This is a genomic window from Natrononativus amylolyticus (genome assembly GCF_024362525.1).
GTDB lineage: Archaea > Halobacteriota > Halobacteria > Halobacteriales > Natrialbaceae > Natrononativus > Natrononativus amylolyticus.
The window spans coordinates 2819150-2834798 of sequence record NZ_CP101458.1; the positions used below are offsets into that span (position 1 = coordinate 2819150).

The window sequence follows — 15649 nt, forward strand, 5'->3', positions numbered from 1 at the left end:
ATGACCGTCGTCGTCAAAATCGGCGGCGCCGAAGCCGTCGATCCGACCGGCGCGCTGGCCGACGTGGCACACCTCGCGGCCAACGGTGAGGAGGTCGTCGTCGTCCACGGCGGCTCGACGGCCGTCGACGAAACCCTGGCGGAACTCGGCGAGGAACCCACCTACGTCGAGACGCCCGGCGGCGTCGTCGGCCGGTTCACCGACGAGCGCACGATGGACGTCTTCACAATGGTGATGGCCGGCAAGCTGAACACCGACCTCGTGACGGCGCTCCAGAACCAGGGCGTCGACGCCGTCGGTCTCTCGGGGGCGGACGGAAAGCTGCTCACGGGCAAACGCAAGTCCGCCGTCCGCGTCAAAGAGGGCGGCAAAAAGAAGATCAAGCGCGGCGATCACTCCGGAACCATCGAGGAGGTCAACGCGGACTTACTCGAGACGCTCCTCGGAGACGGCTACGTCCCCGTCGTCACCGCCCCGGTGCTGGGCGCGGAGAAAGACGGCGGCTACACCGCCGTCAACGCCGACGCGGATCGCACCGCTGCCGCCGTCGCGGGCGCGCTTTCGGCCGACCTCGTGCTCCTCACGGACGTCTCCGGGATTTACGAGGACCCCGACGACGAGACGACGCTGCTCCACTCTGCGAACACTGAAACGGAGTTCGAAGCGGTCGAAGCGGCCGCCGAGGGCTTCATGACGAAGAAAGTGATGGCCGCCGAGGAGGCGCTTTCGGGCGGCGCGATGTCGGTGGTCGTCGCCGGCGCGAACGCCAACGATCCCGTGCTCAACGCGCTGTCGGGTCACGGAACCACGCTGACGCCGGGGGCGGTGGGGCTCGAGACGGGCGACGGCGGACCCGAAACCGACAAGGACGAACTCGAGGTGTCGAGTCAATGAGCGACAACAGTTTCGTCTTCTCCCAGAAGCCGATCACCATCGAATCGGGAGCGGGCGTCTATCTGACGAGCGACGACGGCACCGACTACCTCGATTTCGGTGCGAGCTACGCCTGTACGCCGACGGGCCACTGTCATCCCGACGTGGTGGAAGCGGTACAGGAGCAGGCCGCCGAGTTGCTGTTCGTCCAGGGCTCCTATCCCGTCTCCGCGCGCGAGGAACTCCACGCAAAACTGGGGGCGCTCGCGCCGGGCGACCTCGAGAAGGTCTGGCTCTGCAATTCGGGTACCGAAGCGAACGAGGCTGCCCTCAAGTTCGCCCGGAGCGCAACCGGCGGGACGAAGATCGTCGCCGCCAAGCGCGCGTTCCACGGCCGCACCGCAGGGGCACTCTCGGCGACCTGGAAACCCAAGTACAAGACGCCGTTCGAGCCGCTGCTCGAGGACGTCGAGTTCGTCGCCTACGGCGACGAGGTGGAGCTTGCGGACGCGGTGGACGACGACACCGCCGCGGTCATCCTCGAGCCGATCCAGGGTGAGGGCGGCGTCCACCCCGCTCCCGACGGATATCTCGAGGCGGCCCGCGAGATCACCGAGGAGACCGAAACGGCGCTCGTCTTCGACGAGATCCAGACCGGCCTCGGGCGTACCGGCGAGACCTGGGCCTGCGAACACGAGGGGGTCGTCCCCGACATCCTCACGGCCGCGAAGGGCGTCGCCAGCGGCCTCCCGATGGGCGCGACCCTCTGTGCGGACTGGATCGCCGAGAGCGCGGGGCCGCACGGCTCGACGTTCTCCGGCAACCCGCTGGTCTGTGCCGCCGCCGGCGCCACCCTCGAGGTGCTCGCCGAGGAGGACCTCGCGGCCAACGCGGCCGCAGTCGGTGACTACCTCCGGGAGGAACTCGCCGCGAGCGACCTCCCTATCCGCGAGATTCGCGGACAGGGGCTCATGCTCGGCCTCGAGGTCAAACGCGGCGCGAACCGCGTGCTGCGCGACCTCGCGCTCGAGCACCAGATACTCGCGCTGCCGGCCGGCCGCAGCGTCGTTCGTCTGCTGCCGCCGCTCGTCCTCAAGGAATCCCACGTCGACGAGCTACTCGAGGCGCTCACGGAGATGCTCGCGCCGACTGCCGACTCACAGTCATGAACACGACCGCCCGGGCCGACGACGGAGCCGCCGTCTCGCTCGAGGCGGCCCGCGACCTGCTCGTCGACCTCGTCTCGATCCCCTCGCCGTCGGGCGAGGAGGACGCCGCGGCGGAGCGCCTCGCCGCGTTCTTCGAGGCTCACGACCGCGAGGTGTGGCTCGACGCGGTCGGCAACGTCCGCGCCCCGGCTGACAACGCCGTCCTCCTGACCTCGCACGTCGACACCGTCCCTGGTGAAATCCCCGTGCGCGTGGAGACCGCAGCGGAAGGCGATGCGGTCGCCGCGGCGGGCGAGGACGTGCTCTGGGGTCGGGGCAGCGTCGACGCCACCGGCCCGCTCGCGGCGATGGCCGCCGCGGCGGTTCGCACCGGCACCTCCTTCGTCGGCGTCGTCGGCGAGGAGACGAGTTCGCGGGGCGCCCGCCACCTCGTCACCGATCGCGACGAACCCGGCGCGGTGATCAACGGCGAGCCCTCCGGCGCCGACGGCATCACCCTCGGCTACCGCGGGATCGTCTCCGGGACGTACACCGCCGAAAGCGACTCCGGACACACCTCGAGGCCCGAACCCAACGCGATCCAGGACGCGATGTCGTGGTGGAGTCGCGTCGAAGCGGCGGTCGAACCCGACGGCGGAAGCGACGCGGATACGCCCGTCTTCGAGCGGGTGACCGCGAAACCCGTTTCCGTGACCGGCGGCACGACGGCGGACGGTCTCGCCGTCCGCGCGACCGTCGACTTTCAGTGTCGGGTGCCGCCGAGTCTCGAGCCCGCGGACGTTCGCGAGACCGTCGAAGCCGAATGCGGCGGTAGCGGCTGCGGCCTCGAGGGCGAGGGCTACGGCCTCGAGAGCGAGGGCCACGGCCTCGAGTGGACCGACGAAGTCCAGCCGGTAATGCAGAGCCCGCGAACCGACGTTGCACGGGCGTTTCGCGTCGCCATCCGCGCGGAGGGCGGCGAACCGCGCCTGCTTCGCAAGACCGGCACCAGCGACATGAACGTCTACGCCGGGGCGTGGGAGTGCCCGATGGCGACCTACGGCCCCGGCGATTCCGACCTCGATCACGCGCCCGACGAGCGCCTCTCGCTCGCGGAGTTCGACCGCTCGGTGGCGGTGCTCGAGCGCGTGGCGAGGTCGCTTTCGGAGGCCACCCAATGACCCAGGAGATCGCTATGACGACACCCACAACCACGGACGAGACGAACGGCGCGCCCAGACACTTCCTCGACGTCGACGACCTCTCGCGGAGCGAACTGTTCGCCGTCCTCGACCGGGCGGCCGACTACAAACTCGCCCAGCAGCGAGGCGAATCCCACGCGGACCTCGCAGGCCAGACCCTGGGGATGCTCTTTCAGAAGGCGAGCACCCGTACTCGTGTGTCGTTCGAGACCGGAATGACCCAGCTGGGCGGCCACGCCGTCTTCCTCGGGGCAGACGACATCCAGCTGGGCCGGGGCGAGCCGCTGAAGGACACCGCCCGCGCGCTCTCGCGGTACGTCGACTGCGTGATGGCGCGGGTGTTCAAACACGAGAACTGTGAGGTGCTGGCCGAGTACGCCGAGGTTCCGATCGTCAACGGGCTCACCGACGACGCCCACCCCTGCCAGACGCTGGCGGACCTGCTCACGATCCGGGAGTGCTTCGGCGACCTCGAGGAGGTGTCGGCGACGTGGGTCGGCGACGGCAACAACGTCGCCCAGTCGTTCGTGCTGGGCTGTGCGCTCGCCGGCATCGATCTCACCGTCGCGACGCCCGCAGAGCACGGCGTCGACGAGGGGGTTCTCGAGCGGGCGGCCGACATCGGCACCGCACCGACGATCACGACCGATCCAGTTGAGGCGGTGTCGGACGCGAACGTCGTCTACACCGACGTCTGGATCAGCATGGGTCAGGAGGACGAACGCGACATGCGCCTTCGGCGCTTCGACGGCTACCAGCTCAACGACGAACTGCTCGCCCACACCGACGACGCCGCCGTGCTGCACTGCCTGCCCGCCCACCGCGGCGAGGAGATCACGGACGCGGTGCTCGAGGGCGAGAATTCGGTCGTCTGGGACCAGGCCGAGAACCGGCTGCACGCCCAGAAGGCGCTGTTGGGCTGGCTGCTCGAGTAGCGCGGCGCGTAGCGCCGCGAGAACGTGAACGGGGAGTGCGAGGCGCTCGCTCCGATCGTGCCTCGACGATCCGAACGGGGAGGAACGACCCGTGAGCGATGTGAGTGGGTCCGAGCGACACACGGCAGCATCGGCGGTAACCCGCCCACTTTTCTCCGTCGCCCGCCTTCGCCCCGCTAATGAGTCTCAGCCTCTCTTCCGAGCGTCCGACGCCGCCGGCCGTCGCCGTCGACGGCGCCTGGCTCGAGTGTATCGACTGCGCCGACAGCTACGCCCCGTTCGAGGCCGTCCGGTACACGTGTGACGCCTGCGACGGCCTGCTCGAGGTGCGTTACGCCGACCTGCCGACGTTCGACGACTTCGATTCGGACGCGACCGGCGTCTGGCGCTACGCCGACGCCCTGCCCCTCGAGTCGGGCGTCTCGATTCAGGAGGGCGCAACGCCGCTGTACGAGGTGCCCCGCCTCGAGGACGAGCTGGGTCTCGAGGCCCTGCGGATCAAACACGAGGGAATGAACCCGACCGGGAGTTTCAAGGACCGCGGCATGACCGTCGGCGTCGCGGTCGCCCGCGAACTCGGCGTTTCCCGCCTCGCGTGCGCCTCGACGGGGAACACGAGCGCCGCGCTCGCCGCCTACGGCTCGCGGGCGGGGATGGAGACGCTCGTCCTGCTGCCGGCGGGGAAGGTCGCCGCCGGCAAGGTCGCCCAGGCGAGCCTCCACGGCGCCCGAATTCTCGAGGTCGACGGCAACTTCGACGCCTGTCTCGACGTCGTTCAGGAACTCGCGGCGAGGGGCGAGGCCTACCTGTTGAACTCGCTGAATCCCTTCAGACTCGAGGGCCAGAAGACGATCGGCCTCGAGATCCTCGAGGCCTTCCGCGAGGACTACGACGCCTGGCCCGACCGAATCGTCCTTCCAGTGGGGAACGCGGGCAACACCGCCGCGCTGTACAAGGCGTTTCGCGAACTCGTCCAGGCCGGCGACCTCGACCGCGAGGACGTCCCGACGCTCACGGGCGTCCAGGCCGAGGGCGCCGCGCCGATGGTCGAGGCGATCGAAAACGGCGCCGACGAGGTCCGCCGCTGGGCGGACGTCGAGACGCGAGCGACGGCGATCCGGATCGGGAACCCGGTCAACGCGCCGAAGGCGCTGCCGGGAATCCGGGAGACGGGCGGAACCGCCGTCGCCGTCTCCGACGCGGAGATCACGGCCGCCCAGCGCGACCTCGCAGGCGAGGGGATCGGCGTCGAACCGGCCTCCGCGGCGTCGATCGCCGGTCTTCGAAAGTTACGCGAGGTGGGCGCCGTCGACGCCGACGAGCGGGTCGCCTGTCTCACGACGGGCCACCTGCTCAAAGACCCCGACGCCGCGGCCGCCGCGGGCGCCGAACCCGAACCGGTCCCGGCAGACACCGACGGCGTCCTCGAGGCCCTCACGGAGTGATCGCCGGGTCGAACCCGTCGTCTGCTCGCACGCGAAACCCGTCTCTCCACGAACGCTCGAGCGACGAAGATACCCGATACGAATATGTATATTCCATTCCCAATGGAAATATTTTTAATATATAGATGATAAGTAGCCAACAAGAATGCGCGGGAAGCAGCCAGGAACTGACTCAGGGCGAGCCGCGGTCTGTCCCGAATGTGAGGGACGCCTCCGCCCGGTAGGCGTACAGACGATCTGTGAGGACTGCGGTCTCGTCGCCGCCGAGGACCCGATCGACCGTGGTCCCGAGTGGCGGTCGTTCGCCGACGATGACACCGATCGACGACGAACCGGCGCGCCGCTGACCCGGTCGCGCCACGACCGAGGACTCTCGAGCGAGATCGGATACGGATACGGCTCGCGGCTCAGAGTGAGCGGGCGCAAGCGCCGCCGGATCGCCCGCATGCGAAAGGAGCACAACCGGGCTCGGCTCTCCTCGAAGCGAGCGCGCAACCAGAAGTACGCCTTCACGGAGATACGTCGAATCGTCGCCCAGCACGCCCTGCCCGTGGACCTCTGCGAGCAGGCGTGTACCCTGTTTACCTCGGCCCAGTCGAACGACCTGCTCACCGGGCGGTCGGTCGAGGGGTTCGCCGCGGCCGCGGTCTACACGACCTGTCGGACGCGCTCGCTCCCCCGGACGATCGACGAAATTGTCACGGTCGCACGCGCCAGCGAGAGCGAACTCAAGGTGGCATACGACGCGCTCAATCGCGAGCTCGGACTCCAGACCGGACCGATCGATCCGGCCGACTACCTCCCGCGGTACGCGACCAAACTCGACCTCGGGACGGCCGCCGAGCGCGACGCGCGGGAGTACGTCGAGGCGCTCCTCGAGGCGGGGGCACTCTGTGGTCGCAATCCCAGCGGCGCCGCCGCGGCCTGTCTGTACCTCGCGGCTACTACTCGTGACGACTGTGAACCGATCACGCAGGCCGCAGCAGCGGACGTCGCCGGCGTCTCGACGGCGACGATCCAGTCGACGGTTTCGCTCCTCTCGCCTTAGCGGTCGTAGAGGATCGTCCGTTTGCGCATCGCGTCGGCGGATGGATGGTCGGTCCCGGCCGCGAACTTCGGGTACGGCGTACGATCGTTGTCGCGACCGGCAAACGCGAGTGAGGCTTCACGAGCTCTCCTGTAGCGCCGGTGGTGTTCGTCGACCGGCGCGGTTCTGACGATCTGTACCGCCTCGCCGTGTTTCGCTCGCAGCCAGAACGCGAGAAACGCGCCGAACTCGGTCGGTGCGAACACGACCGCCCTGCCGAACCGCCGGAGAACCGTCTCCCGGTGCGTTTTACAGATGTTCTTGACCGTTTCTCGAGCCTTCGAACTGTCCGCAACGACGAAAAACGCGTTCCTGAGGACCTCCCGCATGTGTAGACAATCCTACCAATCCGATGCTGAAAAGTGTTTCTTATCTAACTGGAGTTACGTCGTCCGAAGGTTGTCGGTGCTCGGCTCGTACACCTCGCCCTTCTGTTTGAGCTTCTCGATCTCGTGTTCGGCCTTCGACTCGTCCAGTCCGATCTCCGCTGCGCGCTCGAGAACGACGTCGACGGGCGCACCCTCGTCGTACTCCTCTTCGATGTCGCTGATGAGCTGTTTAATGTTCTTGATCCGGTCGCGCTGGGATTTCGAGGTGCCGGCCTCGACGATGTCGGCGTCGAACTCGCCCGTCTCGGGGTCGACCCCGATGTCCTGCAGACAGGAGCGGACGATCTCGATAACGCGCTCCGCGTCGTCGATTTCGACCGTATCCGACAGGCGAACCCGCGCGCTCGCCTCCGAGAGCCGGACCAGCCCCTCGAGTTTGCGAGCCGTCACGGGGACCGGTGCGTCCTCGTCGGTCCCCTTCGAACGCAGATCGACGTAGAAGTCGCGGATCGCCTCGCGGGCCTCCTCGGTCATCCGGGGGTGGCAGTTCTGCTTGGCGTAGGCGATGTACTTCCGGAGGAGTTCGGCGTCGATCGCCGGATCGACCTTCTCGGTCATCTCGTCGATCTCCTCGGTGCTGACCTCGATCGTGTTCATCTCCCGGCGCTGGGTCGTCAGCTCCCCCGCGTAGTTCGTGTTCAGGATGTGCTCTGCGAGGCTCCGGTCTTTCTCCTCGTTGGGCTGGTCGGTCACCGTAAAGATCAGGTCGAACCGGGAGATGAGCGCCGGCTCGAGGTCGATCTGCTCGCCGATCGGTTCGTACTGGTCGAACCGGCCGTACTTGGGGTTCGCCGCGCCGAGAAGCGAACACCGGGACTTGAGGGTGGCGTTGATCCCTGCCTTCGAGACCGAGATCCGCTGTTGCTCGAGGGCTTCGTGCATCGCCGAGCGGTCCTCCGGGCGCATCTTGTCCAGTTCGTCGACGGCGGCGATCCCCTGGTCGGCGAGGACGAGCGCGCCGGCCTCGAGAGTCCACTGCTGGCCGTCGCCGAAGTCGTCGCGAACCGCGGCCGCGGTGAGACCCGCACTCGAGCTCCCCTTCCCGGAGGTGTAGACGGAGCGAGGGGCGATGTTCTGGATGTACCCCAGCATCTGCGATTTTCCGGTTCCCGGATCACCTATCAGCAGCATGTGGAGGTCGCCGCGGATCCTCGAGCCGTCGGGCAGCTGTTTCGTCACGCCCGAGAAGAGCTGGAGGATCATCGCGAGCTTCTCCTGGTCGTAGCCGTAGATCGAGGGGGCGATGGAGGCGACCATCTGCTCGTAGACGTCCGCCTCGTTCGAGATCCGGTAGATCAGCTTTTTGTCCTCGTCGGTGATGTCCATGTCCTCGAACTGCTCCTCGTCGATGTCGACGGAGATTCCCTCCATGTAGAAGTCGAAGATCGGGGATTTCTCCTGCTGGTTGCCCTGTTGTTCGAGCCTGAGGACGCCGACCGCGGAGACGTGATCGCCGGGCGTGACCTCGCCCGTGATGTCGTCTTCGACGTTGACGTCGAGGGCCTGGGGGGTTTCGCCGCCGCGGAGCCCCTCGGGGCTCTCCTGGATGCGGAGCTTCTGTGCGTCGACGAACTCGGACTGGTCGAAGTTCACCCGGAAGGGGCCCTGGCGCTCACACCCCTGGCACTCGTGGGGCTCCTGAAAGTCGCCGGTCGACTGGGGGACCCGGGTCAGGGTGCCACAGAGCTGACACTCGAAGGCCGCCTCCTCGATCTTCGGGCGGACGTCGGTCGCCTTCCGGACGATCCCGTGGACCTGGACCAGCGAGTTCATGTCCCGGGCGCGGATCTCGCGGATCTCCGGCGACTCGGTTTCGGGCAGGTTTCGAATGCGGACGTGGGCCTGCCCGAGACTGACGTCGATCGGCAGGTCGTAGAGCCGGAGCGCCTCCTCGGCGTACCGCTGGAGCTGTTCGGGCTGGTTGATGTAGTCGTCCGCCAGGTCGGGGTCGAACCGGTAGAGATCCTGCCAGTCGACGTACAGCGACCGCTGTTCGTTCGGGTACCGCTGCGCAAGCTGCTTGACCTCGTTGTCGTAGTAGTTGCGGAAGAACTGCTCGAACGCGTCGACGAGTTCGGAATTTCCCGCTTGCGCCATTGCACTGGCATAGGGACCCCAACGGGTATAAACTGTCGTATACCACACCGAAAGTGGTCGTCCGCCCGAGACGCCCTGAAAGTGCAAGTTTATCCACTGATTAGTCAGTTCGCGTCGAAGTTCAGCCGGATTATCGTCTCTTTCAGCCGGCGAACGGTCACCCGCTATAATTCGACGGTCGGTGTAGTGGCGCTCCCGGTGTCCCCCGACACCAGATCCACCATGAGTGCGCTCACCGAATTTGTCATTCCGGCGACGGCGCTCGCGCTCGAGGACGCGTTCAAACGAGCACCCGCGCTCCGGGTCGAACTCGCGCGCACCGTCACGCACGACGAGCGCCTTTCACTGCTCTGGGGCGCGGGCGTCTCCGCCGCGACGGCGACGGCCGCCCTCGAGGCCGATCCGACCGTCGAATCGGTACGCCGACTGTCCGAGGGGCCTCCCGAGACGACCCGGCGGAGCCTGTACACCGTCGACTGGGACGACGGTCCCGGGCCCGTCCTCGAGTCGCTGGCGACGGGCGGTGGAATCCTCGAGGCGACCGCGACCGGCAGTCAGTGGCACGTTACGACGGTGTACCCCGACCACGACGCGATGGCGGCGGCCTACCACTCGTGTGAGGTCCCGCTCGAGGTCCGGTCGGTACGGGACCTCTCAGAGCAGCCGCCGCGGATGAACGGCGAACTCACGGACAGTCAGTACGAGGCGCTGTCCTCCGCCCTCCGGAACAACTTCTACGAGATCCCGCGAGACGTGACGCTCTCGGACCTGGCGAACGAACTCGGCGTCTCCCACCAGGCGGTCTCGGAGCGACTCCGGCGCAGCCACCGGAAGCTGGCGAAAGACGCGGTCGAGGGGGACGGACAGGCAGACAGCGAGCGAACCGGGTAGCACGGATCGGTGCCGACGAACGCCCCGAGGAGCGACCGGCGAATCGCGTCGCCGCCGGGCGATTTTGGACAGAAAACCGGAGCGTTCTCCCGGACCTTATGTACGACCTGACTACGCAGGCTCAGCCCGTTCGTGTCCGTGCCCGGTAGACAGTTTTCCACGGGACACAACGGCCCCGAGCGGCGACGACGTGGGCCGCCCGACCCAATCATGAAAACCAGCATCGAGGTGGAGTACTGGATCGTCGACGACAACGGCGATCTCGTCCCACCCACAACGCTGCTCGACGTCTCCGACCAGGTCGAACCGGAGTTCGTCGAGCCGATGATCGAGATCAAGACGACGCCGTGTGAGTCCGCGACCGAACTCCGCGAGGAGTTCGTCGGTCGCATCCGACGGGTCGTCGACGCGGCTCGCGGAGAGGGAAAGCGGCTCGTCCCGCTGGGAACGCCGCTCCACGCGGCTCCGGCGGAGATCCCGTACCGGGAGAAGACGGGGACCGACCTCCAGCGACAGATCATCGGTCCGTCGTTCGACGACGCGCGGTTCTGTGCGGGCACGCACGTCCACCTCGAGCAGTCGAGCGTCGTCGACCAGCTCAACACGCTGACCGCGCTCGATCCGGCGTTCGCGCTGATCAACAGCTCGTCACACCACCGGGGTGAGCGACTCGCCGCCTGTGCGCGGCCGTACCTCTACCGAAAGAGTTGCTACGAGGCGTTCCCCGATCAGGGACAGCTCTGGCCGTACGTCGGCAGCGTCGACGAGTGGGAGGAGCGCCTCGGGCGGTCGTTCGCGGCGTTCCGGGACGCCGCCCGCGAGCGGGGTGTCGGGGCGGACGCGTTCGACGAGCAGTTCGACCCCTACGACGCGGTCTGGACGCCGGTCCGCCTCCGCGAGTCGTTCCCGACCGTCGAGTGGCGCTCGCCCGACGCCGCCCTGCCGAGTCAGGTGCTCTCGCTGGCGACGGAGATCCGCGCGATCGTCTCGCGCGCCGACGCCCGCGGCACCGTCGTCTCGCCCGACGAGCCCGCCGGCGACCGGGTCCGACTCCCCGACTTCGGGACCGTCGACGAGACGGTGTCGACGGCGATAGAGCACGGGCTCGCGGACTCGAGCGTCACGAACTACCTGCGAGGCGTCGGCCTCAACCCCGACCGGTATCGGCCGCTCGCCGACCGCCTGCCGGACCGACGAGTATCGCGAAACGAGGCCCGACGGCTGCGCCTGCGGGCGGCCGACTGGCTCGAGGCCGACCTCGAGCGAGCCGTCGCCCGTCCCTGAGACGATCCGCCGTCGTCACTCTGCTTTCGGCGTGAGGTCCAGGTCCGTCGAGACGGCGCTGCGCTCGAGCCACTGCGCGCCGGTTCGCAGCGGTTCGGGGATCTCCTCGCCGATCGCACAGGACACCGGCTCCGTCTCACAGGGCGTGTTGAGCGCGAGTTCGATCGTCTGCGAGCCGCCCTCGAACACCGTTGCGCTCGCCGTCGTGAGCTGTTCGAACGCGTACGGCGCCTCCGTGTCGGGCTCGCGGTGACGACAGATCGAGTCGTCGCCGGGCCCGTTCTCGTGATCGCGGGCGACCGTCCACAGGCGGTCGCGGCCGATCCGATCGTCGCCCTCGAGCAGCGCCAGCGCCCGTTCGCGCCGGCGAAGCGAGCTCTCCGCCTCCGGAGACGACGAGTTGACGAAGTGGTTCGTCCGGACCACGAGCGGGCCGTCGTCGGCCGTGATCCGTTCTTCGACCGGATCGACCTCGAGCAGGACTGTGTCGGTCTCGTCGGCGAGAAACAGCGTCTGGGCCGCGAGCCGTCGGACGGGGTAAGACTCGAGGACCGTCCGGGCGTCGGCGACCGTGGCGCACTCCTCGAGCAGGATTCGGATGACGGTGCCGTTTCGGACCCGCTCTTCGGGCTCGACGTCGTCGCGTTCGACGTCGATGTTCGTGTTCGCGGCGACCAGCCCCCGGTCGTTGACGCCCTTGAACAGCATCACCGTGCCGCAGGTGTCGACGGTCAGAAAGCCGCGGTAGTCGCCGATCGCGGGCTGCTGGTAGACCGCCTTCGGCCGGACGCCGCGGCCGGCGATGTCGCGGTTCTTGAGCACGAGCGAGCCGTCCGCGTCGGTGTGTGGCGGGGCGACGAGGACGTTGGTACAGCCGTTCGCCGCCGTGTTTCCGAGCTCGTCACAGAGTTCGGAGAACGCGAAGACGTACACCTCGTAGAGCGCGTCGTCGACGTCGAGGACCTCTTTCATCCCGTCGTAGGCGGCCAGGTGCCTGTCGGGGAGGCTCTGACGGCTCCGCCGGGAGTACTCGAGCAGCGCCTCGAGGTCGACGTCGCGTTCGGTACACAGCTCCCCCAGCGTCGACACCGCCCACTCGAGAACCGCGCGTTCGTCTCGGCCGCGTCGTTTCCCGTGCTCGTAGAACGCCTCGTCCATGGACGCGCTACGGGGGCGACGGGTTTGTAGCCACGGGGCGCTCCTGCCGGGTCACCGGGCGCGACGACGTCGAACCGTCGGCTCGACCCTCTCAGTCGTCCCCGGCGACATCCTGACCGCGACCGATGCCGCGTCCGTGGCCCGGTCCTTCCGATCCGACACCGTCCTCGGAGTCGTAGGCGTCGAACAGCGGGAACGACTCGGTGAACGCGTCCGTCTCGAGCACCGTCGGCTCCTCGAGGTAGCGCCCCTCGTCGAGGAGCGCGTCGTCGTTCAGCCGGAGGTCGGTGTTCAGCCGGCTGGCGAGGTGGTTGAGGTTCCGGGTGTGTTCGGTCGTCGCGTCGGCGCTGCCGAGCAAGACGACGGCGCCGCCGTCGGCGCGGAGTTGCCGGAGCGCGATGATCTCCTCGGTCTCGAGTTCGCGAGCGGGCGCCGAGACGATGACCGCGCGCGGCGTCTCCTCCTCGGCCGGCAACGTCCCCGCGAGGTCGTTGACCTGGCGGAGTCGAAGGCCGACGCCCTCGAGGTACCGCAGGAAGAACTGACAGCGCTCGAGCGAGAGCGAGCCGGCGGCGTTGAACTGACCCTGGCCGCCGGCGATGAAGACGTCGCCGCGGGTGTCGGCGAGGTAGTCGATCAGGTTCGCGAGGAACGGGAAGTTACCGTACTCGCTCGTGTCGGCGAAGCCCTCGCTCTCCTCGTACTGTTCGTGGATGGTGAGCCCGCCGACCGCCGCGATCCGACGCACCTCGTCGACGCCAACGAGCGGGACGTCGTCGTAGGCGACGCCCTCCTCTCCGAGCCGTTGTTCGGCCGTTTCGGACGCGTAGACCGGGACGCGGTTCTCGCTGAGCCGGCCGCCGTTCCGGTCGCGGTCGCTGTAGACGCTGCGGGCGTTCGGCACGAAGAGCGTCTCGACGGGGTCGTTGCGGATCTCCTCGAGGGCGTCGAAGTCCGCGGCCGACCAGATGCCACGGCCGTCCGCGAGGGCCTCCTCCTCGAGGGCCGACCACTCGTCGTGGGTCGAAAAGCCCGACGAGTAGACGCGGGCGTACCCCTTCTCGACCGTTTCGCGGTTGTAGTTCACCGAGAAGTCGCCGGTCTCGAAGCCGGCGTCGAACTCGTCGGGGTCGTAGTACATGTTCATCAGCAGGCGGCCGTAGTTCCCTCGAAGCGGCTCTGCGGGATCGAACGTCATCCTGACGTGACGGCCCTCGAGGTCCGTCTCGCCGGCCTCGGCGTCCCCGGGGGCCATGACCTCGAGGGAGAACTCCGTCGCCTTCGCTCCCCACTCGTAGAGGTGTTCGTCCTCCCACTCGGGGACGCCGAACCACTCCTCGGAGTCGTTCTCGGCGGGCGGCGTCTCGGCGGTGTCGATCCCGATGTGGCGGATCGTATCGCGGTAGCCGAACTCGGAGTCGAACTCGACCTCGAAGGTGTCGCCGTCGAACACCCTGACGACTTTTCCGTAGTACTCCTCGCCGGCTTCGAACTCGATGCCGACCCCCTGGCGATCCTCGAAGAACGCCGCGAGGCCGTCGAACTCGGTCGCGAGCGGGACGTACTCGGGACCGTCGTTCTGGACCTCGTCTTCGACCTGCCCGCCGTTGAAGCGGAACGCGAGGTCGAGTTCCTCGGCGAGGGCGTTCAGGTTCTCGGTGCGGTCGTGGCCGCCGAAGTCGGACTGATCGAACAGGAACAGCGCGCCGCCGTCGGCGACGAACTCGCGGACGGCCTCGAGTTCCGACTCCCAGAAGTCGTACTGCGGCGTCGTGATGACGAGGCCGTCGGCGTCCTCGAGACCGACGTGCCCGGTGCCGTCGCCGACGTACGCCTCGTCGACGGCGGTCGTCGTGAACACGAAGTCACTCCAGCCCGTCGCGTCGTCCTCGACCTGATCGGCGTTGAACCGGAACGCGAGATCGAGTTCCGCGGCGATTTCGTTCAGGTTGTCCGTCTCGTGGTGACCGCCGAACTCGGACTGGTCGTGGAGGAACACCGCGCCGCCGTCGTCAACGAAGTCGACGAGGGCCTCGAGTTCGTCGTCGGTGAACGCCCGCTCCGGCGTCGTGACGACCACCGCGTCCGTCTCGCCGTCGCCGAGCGTCTCGAGGAGGTCGTCGGTCGCCGACACGTCGTACCCCTCGTCTTCGGCCTCGGCGATGAAGTCCGTGAACTGCCCGGCGTCGTAGTACTGGTCGTGGCTCTCGTCCCAGACGACCGTCTCGCCGTCGATCAGGTCGTCCCAGAGCGCGAGGACGAACGCGTCGTTCTCGCCGTGGGAGTTGTCGTCGTCGACCAGTGGGGCGCCGAGGCCGACGACGCTGCCGTCGCGCGAAACGAGCGGAATCCGCTCGTCCTCGCCGTACAGGTACGCGCCGTCGTCGTTCTCGTCGACGTTCGTCGCCGTCTCCTCGGCCCAGACGAGGACGTGCCCGTCGTCGGTGAGCGGGCCGCCGTCGGCGTTGATCTGGGAGGCCGTCGAGTAGAACTCGAGGCCGTCGTAGCCGTCGTCGAACGACTCGAGGGCCGCGAGTTCGTAGCCGTGGGCCTCCGCGTAGTTCTGGAAGGTTCGGTGCCGGGAGAGGTCCCAGTGCTGGTTCTGCGCCTCGCTCCAGAGGACGGTGCTGTCGGGACCCATTAGCTCGTCCCAGACGTTGAGCAGGAACTGCTCGTTTCCGTGGGCGAACCCCCCGCGCTCGTCGCTGACGAACCCCGCCGAACCGACGCCGACCACGTTTTCGTCCCGACTGATCAGCGGAATGCGGTCGTCCTCGTAGAAAACGACGTCGTCCTCGTCGGTCGAGTCGTCCGCGATCATCACGTAGGCGTCCGCCGACGCCCACGCGATGACGTGCTCGTCGTCGGTGAGCGGACCGCCGTCGGCGTCGATCTGAGAGGCCGTCGAGTAAAACGAGAGCGCCTCGAGCGCCGCCTCGTCCGCTTCGGAATCCGCCGCCGAAACGCCCGGAACGCCGGTCGCCAGCCCGCCTGCGGCGACGCCGAGCGCCGACAGAACCGATCGTCGTCGAACCAGGTACTCCCCAGTGGTGGTATCGCCTGCCATGCACTCCAGTTCGGAGTCTCGAATAAAAATCTTGGTAATAGAACTCGTCCGAACTATATAACTGGACAGATAC

General features: G+C 67.8%; 12 protein-coding genes. 8 read left to right on the forward strand and 4 right to left on the reverse strand.

The annotated features are described in order from the left end of the window. The 6 genes from NMQ11_RS14665 (at position 1) to NMQ11_RS14690 (ending at position 6651) form a co-directional block, all read left to right on the forward strand. Complete coding sequence (locus tag NMQ11_RS14665; RefSeq protein WP_255169193.1) at positions 1–894, forward strand: acetylglutamate/acetylaminoadipate kinase; 894 nt, start codon at positions 1–3, stop codon at positions 892–894. Continuing rightward, on the forward strand, positions 891–2042 hold the full coding sequence (locus tag NMQ11_RS14670) for an aspartate aminotransferase family protein (protein WP_255169194.1): 1152 nt from the start codon (positions 891–893) through the stop codon (positions 2040–2042). The genes NMQ11_RS14665 and NMQ11_RS14670 overlap by 4 nt, the downstream gene beginning before the upstream one ends. Continuing rightward, on the forward strand, positions 2039–3202 hold the full coding sequence (locus tag NMQ11_RS14675; protein WP_255169195.1) for a [LysW]-lysine hydrolase: 1164 nt from the start codon (positions 2039–2041) through the stop codon (positions 3200–3202). Before NMQ11_RS14670 ends, NMQ11_RS14675 begins: the two co-directional genes overlap by 4 nt. Before the next feature lie 14 nt (positions 3203–3216). Then, on the forward strand, positions 3217–4158 hold the full coding sequence (gene argF / locus NMQ11_RS14680; RefSeq protein WP_255169196.1) for an ornithine carbamoyltransferase: 942 nt from the start codon (positions 3217–3219) through the stop codon (positions 4156–4158). A 179-nt stretch (positions 4159–4337) separates the two neighbouring features. Next, entirely contained in the window at positions 4338–5603 is a 1266-nt protein-coding gene (thrC, locus tag NMQ11_RS14685; RefSeq protein WP_255169197.1) for a threonine synthase, read from the forward strand. A 145-nt stretch (positions 5604–5748) separates the two neighbouring features. After that, positions 5749–6651 carry a transcription initiation factor IIB gene (locus NMQ11_RS14690; RefSeq protein ID WP_255169198.1) on the forward strand — a complete coding sequence of 301 codons (903 nt, stop codon included), beginning with the start codon at positions 5749–5751 and terminating at the stop codon, positions 6649–6651. Here the strand turns inward: NMQ11_RS14690 and NMQ11_RS14695 are convergent. Both NMQ11_RS14695 and NMQ11_RS14700 read right to left on the reverse strand, forming a co-directional pair. Beyond that, complete coding sequence (locus tag NMQ11_RS14695) at positions 6648–7019, reverse strand: DUF7855 family protein (protein ID WP_255169199.1); 372 nt, start codon at positions 7017–7019, stop codon at positions 6648–6650. The genes NMQ11_RS14690 and NMQ11_RS14695 overlap by 4 nt on opposite strands. Positions 7020–7073: 54 nt before the next feature. Further along, positions 7074–9176: a minichromosome maintenance protein MCM gene (locus NMQ11_RS14700; RefSeq protein ID WP_255169200.1), complete on the reverse strand. Its 2103-nt coding sequence runs from the start codon at positions 9174–9176 to the stop codon at positions 7074–7076. A gap of 222 nt (positions 9177–9398) precedes the next feature. Between NMQ11_RS14700 and NMQ11_RS14705 the strand changes: the two genes are divergently transcribed. Then, complete coding sequence (locus tag NMQ11_RS14705; RefSeq protein WP_255169201.1) at positions 9399–10067, forward strand: helix-turn-helix domain-containing protein; 669 nt, start codon at positions 9399–9401, stop codon at positions 10065–10067. 210 nt (positions 10068–10277) lie between these two features. Next, positions 10278–11351 carry a glutamate-cysteine ligase family protein gene (locus NMQ11_RS14710; protein ID WP_255169202.1) on the forward strand — a complete coding sequence of 358 codons (1074 nt, stop codon included), beginning with the start codon at positions 10278–10280 and terminating at the stop codon, positions 11349–11351. A 15-nt stretch (positions 11352–11366) separates the two neighbouring features. On the opposite strand, the gene NMQ11_RS14715 is transcribed toward NMQ11_RS14710, so the two are convergent. Both NMQ11_RS14715 and NMQ11_RS14720 read right to left on the reverse strand, forming a co-directional pair. Continuing rightward, positions 11367–12509, reverse strand: a complete 1143-nt coding sequence (locus tag NMQ11_RS14715) for a C45 family autoproteolytic acyltransferase/hydrolase (protein ID WP_255169203.1) — start codon at positions 12507–12509, stop codon at positions 11367–11369. Positions 12510–12600: 91 nt separating this feature from the next. Continuing rightward, entirely contained in the window at positions 12601–15576 is a 2976-nt protein-coding gene (locus tag NMQ11_RS14720; protein WP_255169204.1) for a DUF4350 domain-containing protein, read from the reverse strand. Positions 15577–15649 lie beyond the last annotated feature (73 nt).